General features: G+C 54.0%; 17 protein-coding genes and 1 tRNA gene. 3 read left to right on the top strand and 15 right to left on the bottom strand.

Going from position 1 to position 16688, the window contains the following annotated elements; genetic code table 11:
* Nucleotides 1-11: 11 nt before the first annotated feature.
* A tRNA-Leu gene (locus tag SACSAC_RS01485) sits at nt 12-95 on the bottom strand.
* Nucleotides 96-251: 156 nt separating this feature from the next.
* Between SACSAC_RS01485 and SACSAC_RS01490 the strand changes: the two genes are divergently transcribed.
* Entirely contained in the window at nt 252-764 is a 513-nt protein-coding gene (locus SACSAC_RS01490; RefSeq protein ID WP_051506784.1) for a YhjD family protein, read from the top strand.
* Between the two features lie 424 nt (nt 765-1188).
* Here the strand turns inward: SACSAC_RS01490 and SACSAC_RS01495 are convergent, their stop codons facing one another.
* From SACSAC_RS01495 to SACSAC_RS01535, 9 genes are all read right to left on the bottom strand, one after another.
* Nucleotides 1189-1428: a hypothetical protein gene (locus SACSAC_RS01495; RefSeq protein ID WP_037282738.1), complete on the bottom strand. Its 240-nt coding sequence runs from the start codon at nt 1426-1428 to the stop codon at nt 1189-1191.
* A gap of 119 nt (nt 1429-1547) precedes the next feature.
* The gene (locus SACSAC_RS01500) at nt 1548-1877 is read right to left on the bottom strand and encodes a hypothetical protein (RefSeq protein ID WP_037282740.1); all 330 of its coding nucleotides are present in this window, start codon (nt 1875-1877) and stop codon (nt 1548-1550) included.
* Nucleotides 1878-1969: 92 nt separating this feature from the next.
* Nucleotides 1970-2542, bottom strand: a complete 573-nt coding sequence (locus SACSAC_RS01505; protein ID WP_037282742.1) for a xanthine phosphoribosyltransferase — start codon at nt 2540-2542, stop codon at nt 1970-1972.
* Between the two features lie 110 nt (nt 2543-2652).
* The gene (locus SACSAC_RS01510) at nt 2653-3795 is read right to left on the bottom strand and encodes a glycosyltransferase family 4 protein (protein ID WP_037282744.1); all 1143 of its coding nucleotides are present in this window, start codon (nt 3793-3795) and stop codon (nt 2653-2655) included.
* Between the two features lie 130 nt (nt 3796-3925).
* Entirely contained in the window at nt 3926-4693 is a 768-nt protein-coding gene (locus SACSAC_RS01515) for a pseudouridine synthase (protein ID WP_051506785.1), read from the bottom strand.
* Nucleotides 4690-6360 (bottom strand): RsmB/NOP family class I SAM-dependent RNA methyltransferase, encoded by a 1671-nt coding sequence (locus SACSAC_RS01520; RefSeq protein WP_037282746.1) that lies wholly within the window; start codon nt 6358-6360, stop codon nt 4690-4692. The genes SACSAC_RS01515 and SACSAC_RS01520 overlap by 4 nt, the downstream gene beginning before the upstream one ends.
* A 98-nt stretch (nt 6361-6458) precedes the next feature.
* A complete protein-coding gene (locus SACSAC_RS01525; protein ID WP_037282747.1) occupies nt 6459-6935 on the bottom strand; it encodes a DUF309 domain-containing protein in 477 nt (158 codons plus the stop codon).
* Entirely contained in the window at nt 6925-7737 is an 813-nt protein-coding gene (gene yjbM / locus SACSAC_RS01530; protein WP_037291770.1) for a GTP diphosphokinase, read from the bottom strand. Before yjbM ends, SACSAC_RS01525 begins: the two co-directional genes overlap by 11 nt.
* 37 nt (nt 7738-7774) lie before the next feature.
* A complete protein-coding gene (locus tag SACSAC_RS01535; protein ID WP_037291771.1) occupies nt 7775-8866 on the bottom strand; it encodes a quinone-dependent dihydroorotate dehydrogenase in 1092 nt (363 codons plus the stop codon).
* 172 nt (nt 8867-9038) lie between these two features.
* Between SACSAC_RS01535 and SACSAC_RS28170 the strand changes: the two genes are divergently transcribed.
* The gene (locus tag SACSAC_RS28170; protein WP_169833743.1) at nt 9039-9176 is read left to right on the top strand and encodes a hypothetical protein; all 138 of its coding nucleotides are present in this window, start codon (nt 9039-9041) and stop codon (nt 9174-9176) included.
* Between the two features lie 77 nt (nt 9177-9253).
* Here SACSAC_RS28170 and SACSAC_RS01540 read toward each other — a convergent pair whose 3' ends face one another.
* From SACSAC_RS01540 to SACSAC_RS01550, 3 genes are all read right to left on the bottom strand, one after another.
* The gene (locus SACSAC_RS01540) at nt 9254-10600 is read right to left on the bottom strand and encodes a L,D-transpeptidase (protein ID WP_037282748.1); all 1347 of its coding nucleotides are present in this window, start codon (nt 10598-10600) and stop codon (nt 9254-9256) included.
* Nucleotides 10601-10739: 139 nt separating this feature from the next.
* Nucleotides 10740-10982: a ferredoxin gene (locus SACSAC_RS01545; RefSeq protein ID WP_037282750.1), complete on the bottom strand. Its 243-nt coding sequence runs from the start codon at nt 10980-10982 to the stop codon at nt 10740-10742.
* A gap of 132 nt (nt 10983-11114) precedes the next feature.
* Nucleotides 11115-12401, bottom strand: coding sequence for a DNA polymerase IV (locus SACSAC_RS01550; RefSeq protein WP_037282752.1), 1287 nt, complete (start codon nt 12399-12401; stop codon nt 11115-11117).
* Between the two features lie 390 nt (nt 12402-12791).
* Here SACSAC_RS01550 and cimA point away from each other — a divergent pair, with 390 nt between their 5' ends.
* Nucleotides 12792-14408, top strand: a complete 1617-nt coding sequence (gene cimA, locus SACSAC_RS01555; RefSeq protein WP_037282756.1) for a citramalate synthase — start codon at nt 12792-12794, stop codon at nt 14406-14408.
* 417 nt (nt 14409-14825) lie between these two features.
* On the opposite strand, the gene SACSAC_RS01560 is transcribed toward cimA, so the two are convergent.
* Nucleotides 14826-15563 carry an exonuclease domain-containing protein gene (locus SACSAC_RS01560; protein WP_037282758.1) on the bottom strand — a complete coding sequence of 246 codons (738 nt, stop codon included), beginning with the start codon at nt 15561-15563 and terminating at the stop codon, nt 14826-14828.
* Entirely contained in the window at nt 15560-16648 is a 1089-nt protein-coding gene (locus SACSAC_RS01565) for a DUF294 nucleotidyltransferase-like domain-containing protein (RefSeq protein ID WP_037282762.1), read from the bottom strand. Before SACSAC_RS01565 ends, SACSAC_RS01560 begins: the two co-directional genes overlap by 4 nt.
* Between the last annotated feature and the right edge of the window lie 40 nt (nt 16649-16688).

The raw sequence follows: 16688 nt of genomic DNA on the forward strand, positions 1-16688 counted from the left end.
GCAATATAAGATGCGGTCGAGAGGACTCGAACCTCCACGGGGGTAAGCCCACACGGACCTGAACCGTGCGCGTCTGCCAATTCCGCCACGACCGCTTATCATGATCACTATTACAGCGACAAGGTAAATCATAACATAAAGCAAAAGCTTCAGTCAACAACTTTCAAAAAAAGCAAGGATATGCTTGCATGCGAACACCTATTCGGTTATACTAAAAACAGAACACAAGTTCCTACAAGGTGGTGAAGAGTATGACCGCTGTACAGACGACCCGAGATGAACTGTCTTTAATCAAAAGTTACTTGTTATTGACGCATATTTTGAAAACATTCGAGAATGATGCCAAAAAGCTGGAGTCCGATACACCGACGCAGACCTCTACTTTATATACAGAAATGATTCGCAACGCTTCCCGGTGTGCGGCTGTACTGCTGTCGGGCATTCGCCGCGAATTCAAAAAACGTAGCATCCGCATGTGTGAAGTCCAGCACTCGGAGAAGGGCGTAGATGCCGATTATCTCTGCCGCGGACTTCACGGCACCATGCATATTGATCATGCTCCTTTCCATAACGAAATGGAGTTGCGCATGCGCGCTTATCTGGGAATTTCGTCTACGGAGAATCGCTCGGCAGAACCGATCGTGACCGACTCCGGCCGTCAAAGCGCCGCACCTGTTCGCAATTACGGTCACCGAACTTCCAAGCCGGGAGTCTCAGCCAAAAAGAAGACATCTCGTCCTTATTCGGCTGGAGCGTACGCCTGAACATCGTCCCCCTCTCCCTTATGTCGATCCGACCGCCATCCCCCCGGCGATCGGCCGATATGGGGGGATATTAAATAAATAAAGTTATACCCCCGCAACAATAAAGCCCGGTTACACTGAAACTTCAGTGTAACCGGGCTTTATTTGTTCTTATATGCTAAGTTAATGACCAGCTTGTCGATTTAGGAGAATCAAACTCAGAGATGCGGATCAAAGAATTCATTTAAGATGTTGAGAAAGTCCAACGTAGCTGGAAGCGAGAAGACGGAGAGAAAAATTCAGTGAAGGAACGATAGTGATCGCCTTTGAAATCGGGAAAATTCTACTAAAAATTCAATCAGTTTTCCCGATTTCAACACGCGACCGGAACGAATTTTTCTCGGAGTCTTCTCGCTTCCCCCGCCAAAGTAACTTTCCCAACCAATCAGTTCTCGGATTTAAGCTCGTCCAAGCTTAACGGATCAATCCGTTCTTCCTTGGATGGCTGAATGATATAATTGCGGTCCAGCTTGACCACATTGCGATTCGGACGACGAATCAGGACATGCGTATCGTCCCACGCCACCACGATGCCTCTGATATCATTCTCCTTCAACCCGTCGCGAACGACCCGGACCTTTTCCCCGGATATTCGGTAGGCATTGAGCTGCGCGTCATCGATCATGGCGGACTCCCTCCCTTCTGTTTATCGTTTACCTCTTAACGAAAAAAGCCCGCACGCGCGTCGCGCGAGCGGACCGGTCTAAAAAGCGATGCTGGAATCTGTATTGCGGAAGAAAAAACTTATTGTTGCGCCGTTTCTTTCGAGTCCGCATTTTCGAACCAGAAGTCGAGAACTTTCGCCGACATTACGCGTTGTTCGACGTATTCAATCTGCTGAGGCGTGAATTCTTCTCTCCACGGGAAAGACAATTCTTCGCACAGATCGGCGAGCGTCAGAAGTTCGGACCAGGCGACATAGCGCTTATACCAGAAAAATTGAGGATGTTCGATCATATAGGGATAAAGGTCATCAAACTCCGTGTGCTTGCAATCGAGGGCACGTTCGAAATGTACCTTGGCATCGTTGACTTTTTTAATGAAAAATTCAGCATTTACTGTTGGATCGCTCATATTAGTCTTCCTCCTCTCCCTACTTAAAAAGTATTATACGTAACATTATCGGAGGGGTAAAGCGGGAAATTTAGCTTTTGGCTCAATTTCTCTCAGTCCGCAAAAACGACCCCTTCTTCGCCCAACGACTGGATACGGACCAGCGATTCCAGACGGATTCCCTGATCCCGCAGGCTTTGCGCACCGGATTGGAAACATTTCTCCACCACGATGCCTACCCCCACGAGCGTAGCTTCCGCCGAATGGATAATTTTGACGAGCCCCCGCGCGGCGTCGCCGTTGGCAATAATGTCGTCGATGAGCAAAACTCTGTCTTCTTTTTTAATAAACCGTTTGGGAAGCATTAAATCGGTTACGATTCCTTTTGTAAAAGAAGGCACGCGCTCCACATAAGAATCCGGGTCGGCCAGCAGCGTCTTCTTGCGACGGGCAAAGATCATCGGAACACCCAGTTCAAGCGCAACGGCAAAGGCTACCGGGATACCTGAAGACTCGACGGTCACAACTTTGGTTACGCCTTCCGCGGCGAAACGGGAAGCGAATGCGCGCCCCATTTCCATGGTCAGCGCAGGGTCAACCTGATGATTCAGAATTGCGTCCAGCTTCAATACCTGCTGCGATGCAATGACCCCTTCGAGCTTGATCCGTTCTTTTAACTCTTCCATAGGCTCTCCTCCAGATACCTTTTCGGCGCGCACGCCAGGTACGTTTTCGTAAAAAATAGCATTTTGTTTGATTTTTTTCAAGATGACACGACATGTGCGGAATTTCAGGCTTAAACCGTTTGCCGACCGCGTCCCTCATAACTGAGGTATAATCGCTTCAATTCGATCGCGACGCGGTTAAGCGAATAGTTCGATTTGGCTTTTTCGCACGCGGTACGGGCCAATTCATATCGGTAAGACGGATCGACGATGACTTGCTCCAATGCGTTCGCCAGCGCTTCGGCATCGTCGGGCGGCACAAGCAATCCATTTACCCCATGTTCGATCTGTTCCGGTACGCCGCCGACGCTCGTTCCGACCAGCGCCAGGCAGCACAAGGCAGCTTCGGCAAATACCGATCCGAATGCTTCCGCGCGCGAAGGCAGGACGAAGATATCGAAGAACGGCATGAATTCCTCCGGATGCAGCGTATAGCCGTAAAAGATCGTATCGTCGTATACCCCGAGATCCTGCGCCATCTGTTCCAGTTCTTCGCGCGAAGGGCCGTCTCCGATCAGATGCAGCACGTACGGCACGTTCCGCTCCTTCAGACGCGCGCAGGCTTGCAGCAGGATATCCAGCCCCTTTGCAGGCACCAAGCGGCAGACCGCCATCAACTGCGGCACCTCGTTCTCGTGCGGCACGGGCTTGAAGCGGCGTTCGTCGTAACCGTTCGGCATAATCTTCACCTTTTCCGGATACTGGATATAAGGAGCCATGTAACGCCGGAACGCGTCGGATACGGTGATCAACTGATCCGTCTTCGCTTCCAGTTCTCCATACATGGCCAAAAGAAAACGGTGTTCGGGTCCGCCTTCTTCAATCTTTCCGTTCAGCACCAATTCCCGTTCATAACTGGAGTGCGTCGTTTGCAGCACGGGCGTCTCCGGAAACGCCGTCTTCATCGCCAGCGCGGCAATCGGATGATGGGCATGGATCAGATCATACGGTTTTTGCAAACGCAGACGCGTCCACCATAGGTAATCGCGATAGGTCTGCATGTATTTTTGCACGATCGGACTGTCGCCGTACTCCGTCCAATCAAAGGTCTCGAACACGACTTCTTCGCGTCCTTTGCCCCGAATCCGTTTGGGCAGCGAAAAGATTTCCATCTCCCAACGGGCCGAAGAAAACTTCTCTTGCAGATACGGGATCATCGATGATACGCCCCCCGGCTGTTCGGGCGGAAAAAATAAAGCTTGCAGCAATCTCACAGCCAGTCTCCCCTTCCGCTTCACACGCTCTTTCTATATGATGATAGCCCACAAAGCCGCTCAAGGTAAAGGGCAAGCGGGCTGTTTTTCCGATCGGTTGCGGTATGGAAGGATTGCCGGATTGCTTGGGTCAAAGCTGCCGATTACGCAATGCATCCAGTTCTTCGGAAGTCAGTTCGCGATATTCGCCGAGCGACAGTTCCGGATCGAGCCGCAAAGGTCCCATCGAGATTCGCTTCAGGAACACGACCTTTTTGCCTACGGCTTCGAACATGCGCTTGACCTGGTGGAATTTGCCCTCCATGATCGTCAATCGAATATCGGTATGCGCTTCGCCTTCTTCTTCGAAATGCCGCACGATTTCAAGTTCTGCCGGCATCGTCTCGTATCCGTCATCCAGCGTGACGCCCGCTTTGAACGCTTCGCCGTCCTTTTCGTTTACGGCGCCGAGCACTTTGGCTTCGTATGTCTTCGGAACGTGCTTGCGCGGCGACAGCAGCTCATGCGTCAATTGCCCGTCGTTGGTCAGCAGCAGCAAGCCTTCCGTGTCTTTGTCCAGGCGACCGACCGGGAACGGCTCGAACGCCAAATATTCGGCATCCAGCAGGTCGATCACGGTGCGGTCCCATTTGTCTTCGGTTGCGGATACCACGCCCTGAGGCTTGTTAAGCAGCAGATAGACAAACTCCCGGTAATGCACGGATTGCCCGTCAACCTCGATGGTCGACGTTTCGGGATTCACTTGCAGGCCGCTGTCCTTGATCGGATTGCCGTCCACGATAACGCGTCCCTGCTTGACCAACTTTTTGCTTTCGCTGCGCGTGGCGATGCCGAGATGCGATAATATTTTGTCCACGCGCAATTTTTTTGCGCTTTTACTGCCTGATTGGTTGCTCATCCGTTCCATCTCCATCCTGCCGGGTATTCGTTTTTGAGTACGCCTGCGGCCCATTTGCCCCAGCCTGCCGAGTAGCCGTCGATACATACCAGCACATAGCCTTTGGCATCGGTGCCTTCGCCGCGCTCGACGCGTTCCTCGCCGAATGTCAATGTCTCGCCTTTGAGGTAGGACACGGCTTCCGGCAGCGACGAGCTTAAGTTGAGCGACCGCGCCGATTCGCGCGGCGACAAAGCCGCCGCCAATGCGTTCGACGGCACGAAGCGGCCTCCGGCTTTGACCATGCCGAGCTGGAAGCCCGAGCGGCGGACTTTGAGCCCGCGCAGCCGCTCCGGTTCGACCGGGCAGGCGTACGCATAGTCGCCGGAGATCAGCAGCGTGCCGAAGATCGGCACCGTGACCTGCTCGGACAGGAACTGAAGACACGCGCGGCGCACGTCGTCTTCGGACGCCTCCTCGCGGATATAGGCGTCCTTTTGGCGTCCGCGAGCTTGGCGCGCGGACTTGTCTTCGCGGCGAGGCGCAGCCGCAAAGCGGCTTTCCTGGCGGCCCTTGCCTTTAGGGCCGCCGCCTTTGCGCCCGCCTTCGGAGGCGGCGGGCAGTACTTCCCCGGCCCCGATGATCGGGCCGGAGGCCGTTCCCGCGGCGCCTTCAGCCGGCGCCGCCTTCTCCCCCGTGTGCTCCAGCACGCACACGAAATGCCCTTCGCCTTCGGCGAGATGCGGCCATATCCGCGCCGCTCGCGCCGTTTGCGCGAGCGCTTCCGGCCGCGTAAAGCCCGGCTCGCCGCGTCGAGCCTCCTGCTCAAGCAGCGGCGACAGCCAGCCGCCGCTTTGCGCCAGGCCGGCCACCCATTCCGGCCGCCCCGGAGAAAACAGCGGCGAATGCTTCAATTCGCCCACGACGAATTCCGGATGACGCGCCAGGAACAGCGCGATCATGGCCTCGTTCTCTTCCGGCGAGAACGTGCAGGTCGAATACACGATCCGCCCGCCCGGCGCCAGCATCGAAGCGACCGTATCGAGAATATCCCGCTGCATCACCGTGCAGACGTCTACCGAGTGTTTCTCCCACTGCCGGACGGCATCGGGATCTTTGCGGAACATCCCTTCGCCGGAGCAAGGCGCGTCGATCAGAATCTTATCGAAATAAGCCGGAAACTTCTCGGCGATCCGATCGGGGGTTTCGTTCAGCACGACCGCGTTGCGAACGCCGCTCATCTCGATGTTTTTCGCCAATGCCTTCGTGCGCTCGGCGCTGATATCGTTCGTTACGAGCACACCCTGACCGCGCAGCTTCGCCGCGATCTGAGTCGATTTGCCTCCGGGTGCCGCACACAAATCCAGAACCCGGTCGCCCGGTTCGGGATTCAAAGCTTCGGCAGGCTCCATCGCGCTCGGTTCCTGAATATAATAAAGACCGGTATGGTAAAACGGATGCTTACCCGGCCGTTCGTTCTCGTCTACGTAAAACCCGGTCTCGCACCACGGGATCGGCTTCAACTCGAACGGGCTGGCGGCTTTAAAATCCTCGAGTCCGATCTTGAGCGTATTCACGCGAATCCCCGCATGGCGCGGCCTTTCGTAACTGCCCATAAAATCTTCGTATTCGTCTCCGAGCCAACGCTGCATGCGCGACTCGAACAACTTCGGAAGTTGGATGCTCATAAAGCATTCCTCCTGTTTCTGATCTGATCAGGCACAAAACAGCCCGCCCCGCCTCGCGGCTGCTTGCCGCGGCCCGGCGGAGCGGGCCTGACTTGTGTTTAAGCGTTCGGTTTGGCCTTAGGCCCGCGCGCGTACCCCGTACGTTGCGGGATATTCGGCTGAATCTCTTTCGCAACAAGATTCACCTGAGCGATAAGCTCCGGGTCAAACATCTCAATTTCCAACGGATAAAAGTCAAACGGTTCTTGATCATAACGCTCCAATTGATCCAAATACTTCTGCGCCTGCAATACAAGCCGATCCAATCGAATGCCCAACGCATCTCCGGGGTACATCGATAACTTGCTTATGGCACTGCGCATCATCTTCCTGGCGCCTTCAATCTTGTTGTACGCGGGCGTGATTCCGCCGTTGCGAAAATGGTACAACGCTACGGCGATCTGAAGCAGCCCGGAATACAGCGGATCGCGACCGCGTTCCAACCATAATTCTTCGAGCTCTTCGTGACATTCAAAGTAGTCACGATCCCGATTGAAGTACACCAGGAACGCGGCAAACTTCGGTTCAGCCTTCATCTTCCGGGTCTTCCTCATGCTTCGAAGCCATGATTGCTTTGATTTCGGTTAACATTTCTTTCATGCCTTCGAAGTCGCGTACCAGGAATAACTCGCTGAATTTCTGCTGATACGCGATCGCTTCAGCAACCAGATGATACGCGTACAATCGATGAATCGTTTTGAGCGAGGTCGATACGATGTTCGCGTCGTCCTCGAATAGCTTCTGCGCGTCCAGAATTTCTTCGCGGATGCTGGACATCTCGCTATCGAGTACCGATGCGGCTTGCGCCGACTTTTGCAGACGAAGGCGCATGTCGCCCGGCAACCCGCCGCGATATTTATAGTTCAACGAATGTTCAATCGTTGCCCAGAAGTTCATGGCAAGCGTACGAATTTGAATTTCGGCCAGTACGATCTTTTGCTCCAGCGCAGTCTGCACCGGATAACGAATAATCATATGGAAACTGCGGTAGCCGCTCTCTTTGTAATTCGTGATGTAATCCTTCTCGTACAGGACCGTCAGGTCTTTCCGGGCCCGGATGTATTCGGCCACGCGGCGGATATCTTCGACGAACTGGCACATGATGCGAATCCCGGCGATGTCTTCTATTCCTTCTTCGAGATTATCCAACGGAACGTCCAATCGTTCGGCTTTTTCCAAAATGCTGGTAATCCGTTTGACTCGCCCGGTGACAAACTCGATCGGCGCGTATTCTTCACGCTTTTTCAATTCGGAGCGCATCGTTTTGAACTTGACTTTCAGTTCTTCGACTGTCTGTTCATAGGGAAGCAAAAAGGTTTCCCAGTTTCTACCGTCCATACCCATGCTATGTGCCTCCTCGTCTTCCTTCACCCTTTTAGCGGTGGTCAGCACCGACCGCTTGGGAGATATGGGTGAACCCGTCTGTTTGCAACAGCCTTTTGAGTCCGGTATGCAGGTGGCGGTTAATTTCAGGCCCCTTATAGATCATAGCCGTGTAAATCTCGATCAGGCTTGCGCCTGCGCGAATTTTGGCATAAGCATCTTCCGGCGTAAAGATTCCGCCGCTCCCCACGATCGGCAGTCTTCCTTGTGTCTGAGCATAAGCCCGCCGCACGATCTCGGTTGAACGGGCTGTTAACGGCCGCCCGCTGAGTCCGCCCGCTTCGGTTCGGTTGACATGCGTCAAGCCTTCGCGCGACAAGGTCGTGTTGGTCGCAATAAGACCGGATACGCCGCTCGAAGCAATAGCGTCCACCGTCTCTTCCAACTCGTCATCGCCCAAATCCGGCGCGATCTTAACAAACACGGGCTTCGGCGAAGCCTCGCCCGCTAGGCTTGCCAGTTCGCTCGTCACCGCGGTCAACAGCTTGCGCAATTCGTCGCCATGCTGCAAACGGCGCAAATCCGGCGTATTGGGCGAGCTGATATTGACGATAAAGAAATCCGCGTACGGGTACAGCACCCGAATGCAGCGTTCGTAGTCGAGATAGGCTTCCTCGTTAGGGGTGACTTTGTTTTTGCCGATATTGACGCCGACCGGCACGGGACGCTGCTTCAATGCAGCCAAACGAGCCGCCATCGCTTCCGCGCCCTCGTTATTGAAGCCCATCCGATTGATGAGAGCTTCATCCGACGGAAGACGGAACAATCTCGGCTGTTCGTTACCGGGTTGACTCAAGGGGGTCACGGTGCCGACTTCCATAAAGCCAAAGCCGACCGACGAAAATCCCGGAACCGCCTCGGCGTTTTTATCCAGTCCTGCAGCCAAGCCGATCGGAGACGGAAACGACAGTCCCGCCACTTCGGAAGCCAGCGCTTCGTCAGGCTCGGTACCGTACATCTTGCGCAGCAGAGTCAGTCCTCCAGGCGCGCTTGAAGCCCCACGCATGCCGTCAATGACGAGGTGATGGGCTTTTTCGGGGTCCATCCGGAAAAATAGCGGTTTGGCTAGGCGTTTATACAGCAAGCGGTTCACTCCCATTCTTCTCTTCTGACTCTTTAATTTTACTCGGAACCCCGTTAAAAGGAAAGCATTCCGGTCGCTTGTTTTCATGAAATAGCAGGCTACGTTCCCTCTTACAATTCCATGAAAAGAGACTTACAATGAGGATATACGATACCCAAAGGAGACGATGACAATGGCTGTCAAACGCAAACCGCCTGCCCTCCAGCAAAAAAAGGAAGAAATCAATCGCAAAGCTGCGCTCTGGATCGGCGGGAGCCTTGCTTTGTTCATTTTGGTTGTAAGCGCATTAATCGTCTGGGCGCAACTCTAACCCCGTTCCTATAGGGTTCGATTCCCAGCACTTAGCCCGGTCTCCGGTTTTTCTGCCGTAGCCGGGCTTTTTCGCATCTAATTCAGCCAGCGGTAGACCTTCTGATCGTTCGTCTGATCCTGACGGTCTTCGGTCTGGAAACGCTGCTGCGGAATCACCGTTTCCTCGGGCAGCACGTTGTCTGTCATCGTCACCTTCGTTCCGGCAGGGATCATGTCAAACAACTCTTCCACGTCATCCTTGTTCATGCGTACGCAACCGTGCGACTCGTCGCCGCCGATGCTGCTGGGCACATTCGTGCCGTGGATCGCATAGTCGGTATCCGACAATTGCATCCCCCGACTGCCGAATTCACCGTTGGATTTCCCGTTCGGATTGACCACTTTGTCGCTGATCGCGAACGTTCCGGTCGGCGTCTTGCTGCCGCCGAGTCCCACTTCATAATTGCGAAGCAGCACGTTTCCGCTCACCACCGCAAGGCGGTGCCGGCTTCGGTCCACGATAATCTCGAGCGGCTGGTCCAGATACGGGGTACCGCCAAGCGTTCCGGCCGAAACAGGACGCGCGCCTTCTTCGGACAAAGGCGGCATCTCTTGACCGTAAGCCTGCCTTTTTAACATCGTGGCAAAAGGATCGAAGGATCGGCTCATGATCGGCGTGGAACCCGACATCACGTTATTCGGAAACGGCTGATTTAGAGCCTTCAAGTTCTCCGGTATGCCGCCGCCCCCTTCGCGGTAACGGGCAACGGCCGAAGCGAGGGCGGCCAAACTCTCTTGTTCGCTCACCCAAGCTTGAGCGGCTCGACGTTCTCCCCTTGAGACGTCGGCTTCGCAATCGCAGGTGGTCGGATCATAGCTTCGAATCAGGCTTTCTGCCGATCCTTCGCCCGGCTCAAGCTCCGCTATCACCGGCATGTTCTTGTTCCAGAGCAGCCACTTTCCGTTTCGCTCCATGCCAAGCACGGAGGCCGGAACGGATCGTCCGTCTTCCATATAAGCAGCAGCCGCGATGCCGATGGCTCTGGGTACGCCGATTTCGGCGGCCGTGAAGACGGTTGAAGGCGGCCCCGGATCTTCATTCGTTCCCGCCGCGAACCTCGGCGCGCTGATCCCTGGCGCCTCGGCATAACGGAAGCCGGCAAGCAATAGCAGCACGGCAGCCAGCAGCCAAGCTCGGCGCTTGGCTATCGCCTTTTTCCGCTTTTGAGCCGCTTCCCGCAACTTTTCCTCATACTCGGCTAAAATATCTTCCGGCACATGCACGTGTTCATAAGCCTCGTAGACTTCCTGCGCCTGATTGAAACAGTAGTTGGCCTTGCCCTCTTGACCGTCGGCCGCATATTCCTTGCCTAATAAGTACCAGGCCATTTTGTTATCGGGATGTTCGCGCACGTACTGCTTCAAATCGCGAAAACGGGTCATGGCCCTTCGCTCCTTTGCCGGAAAATAGGCTCTAATGGCTTGCCTGATTCATTCCCGTAAAAAAGCGCCTCCCGCCTGTGTTTCAGGAGAGAGACGCTTTATCTCGGATCTGCCCTGTATTCGGCGCTTTCGAGTCGAATCAGCCTTCTTTGTTAAACGGTTCGTCCGCAATAATAATCGAATCGGTCGGGCAACCGTCGCATGCGTCGAGCATATCCTCGTGCATGTCTTCCGGAATTGCTTTAACGCCGTGGTTACCGTCGCCGTCGAAAATAACTTCAGCCAGTCCTTCATCATCGTAATCGTAGATATCCGGAGCTGTCGCGCCGCATGCGCCGCACGCGATGCAAGTGTCCTTGTCGACCCACGTAAATTTAGCCATGTATGTTCCCTCCTGTATACTCTATATCGGCAATACTGATTCTCTTGTCAAGAAGCCATTCCCGTAAGAGCCTTCATCCCTCTAACTATAATATAAACTTTTTTTGATTTCAATCATTCTTACGTTTCATTTTCATCGGTTTTCCTGATCCTTGCTGCGCTCGCCGTGAAAAGAAATCCCCGGCGAACGTCCCGCTTTCAAACGTTTGGTCCCGTCTTCTTCCAGCATCCCGGCGACCATCAAGGCATCCTCTCCGAACTTATCGCGCAGTTTATCCATGATCTCGGTCAGCTTTTCCTTCTTCGGCTGCTGCTCGTAATCGAAAAGGTCAAGTTGGATCGCCGCCGTGCTTTTGTCCGATAGATTCTGCGCGGCCACTCCAAGCAAACGAACCGGCTTTCCGTCGCTCCAATGACGCAAATACAGAGCTTTGGCTTCCCTGTAAATATCATCGGCTGCTTCGGTCGGAATATCCAGCGTCCGCGAGCGCGTAATGGTCTTCATTTCCGGCGTGCGAATCGTGATCTGCACCGATCCCGCCAGCAAGTGCTGTTTGCGCATGCGTCTGGCTACCTGATCGCTCAGATTCAATATCACCCGAAGCGCTTCGGGCGATTCGGTTACGTCGTACGGCAGCGTCGTCGTATGCCCCACAGATTTGCTGGGTTCGGGAACCGACTGCACTTCCGAATGATCTTTTCCGTTTGCGGCACGCTTCATCCAGGCTCCAAACACGCCAAAAGAGGCTTGAAGTCTCTTTTCATCGGTGCGCGCCAATTCGCCGATCGTACGGATGCCCATACGAGTCAGCTTTTCGGCTGTTTTGGCGCCTACACCAAACAATTCTCCACAAGGCTTGCTCCATAGCGTTTGCGGCAAATCGCGAATGCGAAGTATAGAAATGCCATTAGGCTTTTTCATATCCGAAGCCATCTTCGCCAACAGCTTATTCGGCGCTACGCCAATCGAACAAGGCAGCGATAATTCATGCTCGATCCGCCGCTGAATCGCCTCGGCAATCTCAATCGGTGTCCCGAACTGCCTGGAGCCGGTGATGTCCATATAACATTCATCAATGGAAGTGGCTTCGATCAGAGGCGTATAGTTATAGAGAATCTCGCGAAAAGCTCTCGAGTATGCCCGATACAACCGAAAATCCGGCTTGATGAGGATCAACGACGGGCAGAGCCGCTGCGCCTGATTTACCGTCATGCCCGTGCGTACGCCTTTTCGTCTCGCTGGGTAGGAGCTGGTAACGACAATGCCGCGCCGCTTTTCGCTGTCTCCGGCTACAGCCGTCATTTTGCCGCGATACAGCTCCGGGTTCTCCGCTTCATGCACCGAACAATAAAAAGCATTCATGTCGACATGCAAAATAACCCGCCCTTTTGACGGATAATAGCGCTCGACGTCTTCCATTCCTACCCACCTCCTTTTGGCCGCATTTATTGATTTTCATTCTTTCATTTTACAACATCAGAAGCGGTACAAACCGTTTTACGAATCGAAATTTTCGACCTTCATCGAAATGCTTAATTTTATCACATCCCATCGTATCCGTCCTGTCGCGGACTCCGTGCATGCGTTGCCGGATATCGTAAAAGCCTTCGATAGACTGACATCCGGCCAGCAATTCGGTAACGTTTCCATTTCAATCTCACCTTAGTTAAAAGGCTCTTCGTCCGCCTTGTGCGGACAATCTTTTTTCACTCCCTTTTCTTCCGTAAAATTTGTTAACCCGAGTACTATACCGGTTTAAAGCGTTCATGCTATAATCGACAATTAATACGGACGGAAGGGAGCAGTTCCATGACGCGTTCCATCACCATTTTCGATACGACACTCAGAGACGGCACACAGGGCGAAGGCATAAGCCTGTCTGCCGACGACAAGTTAAAGATCGCGGTCAAGCTAGACGAACTCGGCGTGCATTATATCGAAGGAGGCAACCCCGGCAGCAACGGCAAGGATGTGGAATTCTTCCGTCGAGTCAAAGATTTGAACCTCCGGGCAAAGATCGTCGCTTTCGGCAGCACGCGTCGCAAAGGCGCCTCGGTCGAAGACGACGAAAACCTGCGACTGATTGCCGAATCCGGCGTGCAGGCCGCCTCACTGGTCGGAAAGGCTTGGGATTTCCATGTCCATACGGCGCTTCAGACGACGCTGGAAGAAAATTTGGCCATGATCGGCGATTCGATTGCTTACCTGAAGCGTCGGGGGCTGGAAGTCTTGTTCGATGCCGAGCACTTTTTCGATGGATATAAAAACAATCAAGACTACGCAAAAACCGTGCTTCAAACCGCTTCTGACGCAGGAGCAGACTGGTTGGTGTTATGCGACACCAACGGGGGAACGATGCCGCATGAAATCCGCGAAATCGTAACCGCCCTTGTCGCCGAGATGCCGGATGCACGCTTGGGCATTCATACGCATAACGATTGCGAACTTGCTGTCGCCAATGCGCTCAGCGCAGTGTCCGCCGGAGCTTTGCAAGTTCAAGGCACGATTAACGGTTATGGCGAGCGCTGCGGCAATGCCAATCTATGTTCCGTCATCCCGAATCTTCAGCTCAAACTCGGAATGCCCTGTTTACCTGAAGAAAAGCTTACGCAGCTGGTTCCGGTTGCCCGTTATGTCAGCGAGATTGCTAACGTGCACATGCCAAGCGGCCAACCGTATGTAGGCAGTGCGGCTTTTGCGCACAAAGGCGGCATTCACGTCTCGGCCATATTGCGCGACTCGCGTACGTATGAGCATATTGCTCCGGAGCTTGTCGGCAATAAACAACGAGTGCTCGTATCCGAGCTTGCCGGTCAAAGCAATCTGATCTCCAAAGCCAAAGAGTTGGGCATCGAACTCGATCCGAAAAGCCCGCAAGCCGCCGAGACGATCGGGCGAATCAAGGAGCTTGAGCATCGCGGGTACCAATTCGAAGGCGCCGACGCCTCGCTTGAGTTGCTGCTTCGCGAAGCCGGCGGCGAAGTACGCGAATTGTTCGTTTTCGAGTCGTTCAAAATGCTTGTGGAAAAGTCGGCGGGAAAACCGGTCGTATCGGAAGCTTTCGTTAAACTACGTATCGGCGGAGAAAGCTTGTATACCGCCGGAGAAGGCAACGGTCCGGTCAATGCGCTCGACAATGCGCTGCGTAAAGCACTGCTTCACTATTATCCGCAGCTCACCGATATGCACTTGAGCGATTATAAGGTTCGGGTATTGGACGATAAAGAAGCAACGGCTTCCAAGGTTCGGGTGTTGATCGAATCCCGCGATGCCGAAGATGCATGGAGCACCGTCGGGGTATCCGGCAATGTGATCGAAGCCAGTTGGGAAGCCCTCGTCGACAGCATGCGTTACGCGCTCCTCGGTCAAGAACCTGCTGCAGCCGTAATAGCCGCGGAGCCGCGCCCCGGTCTGCTCAACCATTAACCCGCAAACAAAAAAAGCGGCTTCCCGCCGTAGCGGAAAGCCCAGTATGAGAGGGGTAAACATGGGTGGCAAGCTTCGAGGGAGCAACGCTTGTCTTGATCGTCAGTACCGGTACCCGGTCAGGAATCCGGTCTCGCGATCAACACTCGCTCCGTTCAAGGCTTGCGGGTCAAACATTGGGCGTTCAAAACCCGCTTCGAAATGAAGGACATCATTTCGGTGCAGGGAATTTCGCAGCGGGCGGCATGTGAAACGGACTCGTAATCCGTCTCACACCGTAGCGCCAGACCCGCCGCTTTTCGGATTTGGATTGCCGTTCATCAAATTGCATGATCCCGCATAAGCCAGGCAACGGTTTCGTTCAAAGCGAAATCAGGCCGAACTTTATGCGGGATTTTTCAGATGCCGTTCATTCGATCAAGTGTTGCTCAAATGGGCATACAGATCGCCAAGCGTAGAGATTTGACTTTCCCTCACCCGCTCCATGTAACCACCCCATAGCTTTGCCGTCATCAAAGAATCGCCCAAGGCATGATGGCGTTCTTTGATTTCAATACCTTCCTCCACGAGTAGTTCATCCAGCCCATATCCCGATCTTGTCGGGTCAAGCAGCTTCGCGATCATCATGGTATCGATCACGCGGTGCGTCAGATGAGCCTTGGAAGTTTTCCAAAGCGCGGTATTCAAAAAAGCTTTGTCATGGGCACTGGCATGCGCGATCAATACGGAATGTCCGATAAAAGCCATAAAATCATGCAGCCCTTCAATCAAAGAAGGCGCATCTTCCACCATTGCCGGCGTAATGCCAGTCAAATCCGTGATGTGCGGAGGAATACCGATGCGCGGATTGACCAGCGTATAAAACGTCTCGTCTTCCAGCACCTGTCCTCCTCTCATCTTGACGGCTCCGAACGATAGAATCTCGTCTCCCTTTTGACAATTGAAGCCTGTCGTCTCCAAGTCGAACACTACAGTCTCCAATTCATTCAGCGGGGTGATCAAAGCTTCCGGTCTGCGCTGTTCCCGGCTGAGCGAGCGGATGAATGCCATCTGATGGGCACTCTGTCCCCCGAATACCGACGCTACCGCCGAAGGGACGCCCCCGCCGCGCAGCATGTTCCAAAATCCGCTTCTCGACCCAGCCGGTCCCTTCATGCGCGTCTCCTTTCTGCGAATCTGAGCTGACGCTGAAGCACGCGGTGCAGCTTGCGTACCAGAATCAGGCCGTCGCGCAGTTCATAGAACTGCTCTTTTTTCTTCAATTCGTCGCTGAGCAGATACCCGGAACTCTCCAGCAGTCCCTCGCGCTCCGTTGCCTCAGTCAAGCCGCGCAGGCGGAGCGCCGTGCGAAAAGCTTCGTAGGTCGGCTCGAGAAGCGGTAACGAAGCGGCCTCGAACTGAATCAACCGTTCAAGCCGCTTCAATGTGGAGGATTCCTCCACATCGTGTTGAATCGCAAAAAAGCGGGCAGCATTTACAAGCGGAATATACATTCCGTACTTGACGTCAAAATCGCCGGCATGATCGCCGAAGCGTTCGGTCACGACCTGTCCCAGTACGTTTAACGTTTTCTTGTGGCGAACGGTATTACGTAAAATGGCGGCATGCAAAGCGGCATTGCCGCGTACTCCGTCGTAAAAGTCCCTGCGCCATTTGCCGGCCAATTCGGCATCGCCGGCAATCAAACGAAGATCGGAAGCAATAATCAGATAGCGTACGGGTTCCCAGCTAAGATCACTGCGCCATTCTTCCAGTTGCCTTGCCCATTCGGAAGAAGTCCGGCGCCACCTGGGCTCCGAACACATGACCTTTCCCTCGCATTTCTCATAACCTGCCGCCTCCAAAATATCCGTCAGCCGACGACCGAATTCTTCAAAATACGATTCTTTGTCGATATGTTCCGCGTCCGACAAAATCAATCCGTTATCCTGATCGCTCCAAAGCGTCTGCTCCTGCCTGCCCGCACTGCCGAATACGACGAAAGCATAAGACACGGGAGGCGGACCGAAGCCCGCCTCCCCCATCTCACGCTCGCACAATTCGACCGCGTGCTTCATGAGGCGGTCATGCATATCGTTGATTGAAGCGTTCCGGCCGAGAATATCAAGGCCGGTTCCCGCTTCCGCTAACTCTCGTTGCATCTCGACCCTTTTTGCGCGCAGCGCTTCGGGGGAACGGATCTGCGATAAATCTTCGCGGGATACGAATGAATGGTCCGTGTACGAATCAGTCGGCTTCACCGGATTCCCCCCTTTCTGATCATAAGCGCTTGTTTCCGAA

Source organism: Saccharibacillus sacchari DSM 19268, from assembly GCF_000585395.1.
Lineage (GTDB): Bacteria > Bacillota > Bacilli > Paenibacillales > Paenibacillaceae > Saccharibacillus > Saccharibacillus sacchari.